Source organism: Ruegeria sp. YTSC106 (assembly GCF_059609765.1).
Window position 1 is genome coordinate 1 of record NZ_JBXWMI010000042.1, and the last position, 4,022, is coordinate 4,022.

The following is a 4,022-nucleotide window of genomic DNA, read 5'->3' on the forward strand; positions in this document are numbered from 1 at the left end:
AAAATCAGTTTACCCCTGTCAGGCTTCAAGGCTTCAGGTGCCATGTTGCGCGCTATTCCCGTCGCTGACGAAATCACGTCAATTGGAGTTGTTGCCTACGGGCGCGATCATGAGGTCCGCGTAGACGTCAGCGAGATTGATTTCTACTGAAGGTCGCCCAAGCGATGGGCTTAAAAACACTAGGGTGAAAACCCATTCAGTGTAGTCGCGCCCCCAAGTGGGGCGACAAGCCGTCAGAGTTTCTCCCAATAAACCTAAAGCTGGGACCCAATTGGTAAAACACTTAGAAAACCAGAAACTAAGTGATCCCAGACTGATCCTGTCGGCTCGGATCGATATTCAAGGATGTTGCCATCATCATTTTTTGTCGTCCATTTAAGCTGACCATCTTGCTCGAGCGCTACTTTATATGTGTATGCAGGTAAAGCGTCGTCCAAAGCGCTCATGGTCTGTGCAGTCAGTGCTGGCGAGTCAATCAAAATTCCCATCTCGGTGTTGATATTGACAGATCGTGGGTCCCAGTTGAACGACCCTACGAACAAGTATCGGTCATCAACTGCAAATGCCTTGGAGTGTAGGCCTGACCTTGATTGAGCCCAGTTTATACCCCGGCGTTGGACCTGATAGGCGTCGGGTCGCAACTCATAGAGTTCTACTCCACCACGTAAAAGTGCTCGGCGTTTTTTAGCGTAGTGTGCGTAAACGGGTGCGACGTCGTTAGACGCAAGCGAATTGGTCACGACCTTCACGTTAACACCGCGGCTCTCAAGTTCGGTAAGCCATTTCACACCGTTGTTGCGCGGCACGAAATAGGCGGACACGATGTTCACCTCACTGTTGGCATTCTCAAAGTACGGAAACAATTGAGATGCCAGAACGGGACCTGAGTTCTCGAGACCCGCGGCTTTTGAGGGCGGATCGGCATAAAGCTTCGCAGGCAGCCAATCCAGTGACAGGGCTCCATCCGCGAAGTTCTCTTGCGCTGACTTTCTGAGGGCAGCGCCGTACTGGGTGAGCTTCGCTTCCTCGACCAGTTCGTTTAACCGGACTCGCGCATCAGCAAGGTCAAATTCCTTAGGTTCTCCAACGACCACACGAGCCGGAACGGCGAATTCGCTGTTCCAGTAAGCGTCAAAGCTATGTGACACCTCGCGTACAACAGGGCCTGCGGCCAGCACATCCAGATCGGCATAGTTCATTTCTTTCCGCGCCAAAAAATACTCGGCGCCGATGTTTCTCCCACCCACAATCGTGAACACGTTGTCCGCCGTCATGGACTTGTTGTGCATTCTGCGATTGATGCGTTTGAAGTCTGTCAGACCCGCGAACAATAGGCTCTGATCGCGCCAAAACGGATTGAACAGCCTGATTTCAATATTCTCATGATTGTCCAATGCGGCTGTCATCGCGTCATAGCTGGACGTATCCATGTCATCCAGCAACAATCGGACGCGAACACCCCGATCTGCTGCCTGCAAAAGACTGGCTGCAAAAAGGTGACCCGTGGGGTCGTTGTGCAGAAGGTAGTATTGCGCGTCTATCGTTCGCTCGGCCGCTGCGGCCATCAGCAGTCGTGATACAAGCGCTTCTTCTCCATCACTGATCAGCTTGATGCCTGACCGACCGTCTTTGGGGTCCCCAAGGCGATTGGCCGCCTGACCTAGAGTTGTGCCCGAATTTGCCTGTAGCGCAGCCGATACCGTCTTTTCATATGTGCGGGTTTTTGGAGCGCAAGCGACAAGAGCCAGCGCGCAACAAACACAAATCACGAACTTCCATTTCGCCATCGGCTTCCTCCAACCCTGTGTCCTAAGTGACTACGCCGGAGCACGCGATTGCAAGTTTGTTCTATGAAGCCTGAGGTTGTTTCGTTTGTTAGTGTTGATTTCGCAAATCCAACAATCGCCACGATGTCGGTTCGCGAATTTGTCGCAGCCTCAGTTCAAAAGTACTCTCGCACAACCCAGTTGCGTCGAACCAAACCGCTCGCAACCAGTTTCCGCGTTCTAAGTCTCTCTGTTCTGATAATGTGATGCTCTCTGGTTTATGGAGTGTAGGTACTCTTTGTATTGACCTATCGCGATACCGCCCCACCCTTCTGGTGCAAATTTTAGGAGCATCCTGAGTGTTTGCGAGGACCATAGCCTTACTCATCTGCACTGTGTTTTCCCCGGCCACGGCATTGCAGCTCAGTGAAACCGGGCGCTACGAGCTAAATCAACCCGCAAGTCTCGATTACGACCCAACCTTTTGTGGGTTGTGGATCACGAACGAGGGGCCCGAGGCCGTTCTGGTCACATTGCAAGGCAATGAGTTGAGACGCATATCCAGCGATCTCTTCCGGATCAAAGCAATTGCTATTGAACGGGATCACTTGTTGCTGGGAGATGGCCTTGGCAGCCTTCAACGAGTCACAAAGGACGTCGAGCCTTTAGGAGCGCCCTTTGAACTGGAAGGTAGATTTGTGGACACGGAAGGAATCGCGATCAACGCCAAAAGACAAATCGTGACCGTAGAGGATGATCCCGAACGGTTGTCGTGGTTCACGTCAGAGGATGCTTTGACAGCGAGGTTGGATACAATGAAGCTCTCTCCTCCCTTGAGTGAGGCACAGGGTATCGCGATTGATCCACGCACAGGCCACATGTTGATTGTTGATGATTGGGAAGGGTCAAACAGCCTGTACGAGTTCACGGCTGATGGCCAGCTGCTTGCCCCAGCAAAGCTTGTTGGAGTTTGGAACAGACCCGGAAGGCATTGCCATAAGGCCTGGATCCAACCAATTGTTCGTGGCGTTCGACAGCGGAGCGAAGATTGTCACGTTCGACTACAAACCCACCTTGCCTGAAGGATCAACGTTGCTGGCCTCGAGCGCGGATTGCATGATGTTCTAGGTGTTTGGCGACCTTCGTACGCCAACGATGATCAAGCGAGGAAACGGGGTCATCAAACACAAGTTCTGAGTTATGCGCTGCGTTGGCTAATTCTGTTTTCTACAAACCAAGTCGAACCTCAGCAGATCAAGCCAGTGCTGCGCAGCCGCTTTCAGCTACACAGCAAAAAGGTTACAATGCGCCTTCGTCGCCCAGGAACTCGATACCAGCTGTCGCGCCATCACTGTAGGCTATACAATTCCAAGGAGCACGATCCTCGCCAACGCCGACAGTGACTTGTGTTCCCGCCTCGCTAAACGCGGATGAAAGCACCACGACTTGCGAATTGTTCGTCGTGTTGGCTACATCTCGCAAACATGCATGCTGAGCCGGTGTGAGCTCGGCGGACGCGCTTGAAGTACTCGTGTCGTCGCAGGCCGCAAGCAGTGCGAAACATGTCGCGCCTGCAATCATCACTGTCTTGTTAGACATTTTCTTCTCCCATTGGTTCCCTTGAAATTAGTAAAACTGGATGCGCTTGTTTCAAACTGTCGCGTCTGTGCAGCCAATAGAACATACCTCGATCCTGTGACTGTCTTGCCCAAAACTTGCCGCGGAGGGCTTGGTCGGCGGAACGATTTTTCGTTGACTACCGAAACCGCCAACAACGCGTGGTGGCTGAATGGCGTCACTGCAAAAAGCTAGAGCGAACTCTGGAGGGAGGGCTAGTTCGTTGAGTCTAAGCATCGCGTCCTCCCAACGCTCGATCATTATTAAAGGCCTTCCGACCGCCAGCACTCACTCTAGCAGTCGGAAGGGCCCGATAAATCGGGCGACACCGACAACAACGGAGGTAAAATAAAGTTGAGTCGAATTCGCATGTTTGAATCTAATTTTTCATAAATCAATATTTTTTCCGCGCATAAAATTCTTTACGCTCTCATGCGATAGGCTTCTACTTTCAAACAATAAGGTAAGTGGGAGCATCCGTAGGGGCGAGTGCGTTCTCCTGAGCAGCGAAGCGTTTGAGGCAGCAAAGAAAGTAAGAATGGAGTGAAATATGGGATTTGGTGAAGCAGTTAAAACGTGTTTCTCGAAATACTTCCAGTTCTCCGGTCGGGCTTTACGCTCAGAATACTGGTGGTTCTT

Annotated in this window: 4 protein-coding genes; 1 reads left to right on the forward strand and 3 read right to left on the reverse strand. The window is 51.7% G+C overall.

Going from position 1 to position 4,022, the window contains the following annotated elements; translation table 11 throughout:
* Window positions 1-254: 254 nt before the first annotated feature.
* Complete coding sequence (locus tag AC2FEB_RS23225) at window positions 255-1,787, reverse strand: phospholipase D family protein (protein ID WP_496677689.1); 1,533 nt, start codon at window positions 1,785-1,787, stop codon at window positions 255-257.
* A 338-nt stretch (window positions 1,788-2,125) separates the two neighbouring features.
* Between AC2FEB_RS23225 and AC2FEB_RS23230 the strand changes: the two genes are divergently transcribed.
* Window positions 2,126-2,848, forward strand: a complete 723-nt coding sequence (locus tag AC2FEB_RS23230) for an SdiA-regulated/phytase-like domain-containing protein (RefSeq protein WP_496677687.1) — start codon at window positions 2,126-2,128, stop codon at window positions 2,846-2,848.
* Between the two features lie 217 nt (window positions 2,849-3,065).
* Here AC2FEB_RS23230 and AC2FEB_RS23235 read toward each other — a convergent pair whose 3' ends face one another.
* Together AC2FEB_RS23235 and AC2FEB_RS23240 are read right to left on the reverse strand one after the other, a co-directional pair.
* Window positions 3,066-3,365 carry a hypothetical protein gene (locus tag AC2FEB_RS23235; RefSeq protein ID WP_496677686.1) on the reverse strand — a complete coding sequence of 100 codons (300 nt, stop codon included), beginning with the start codon at window positions 3,363-3,365 and terminating at the stop codon, window positions 3,066-3,068.
* A gap of 405 nt (window positions 3,366-3,770) precedes the next feature.
* The coding region (locus AC2FEB_RS23240) for a hypothetical protein (RefSeq protein WP_496677685.1) at window positions 3,771-4,022 on the reverse strand (252 nt) is incomplete at its 5' end.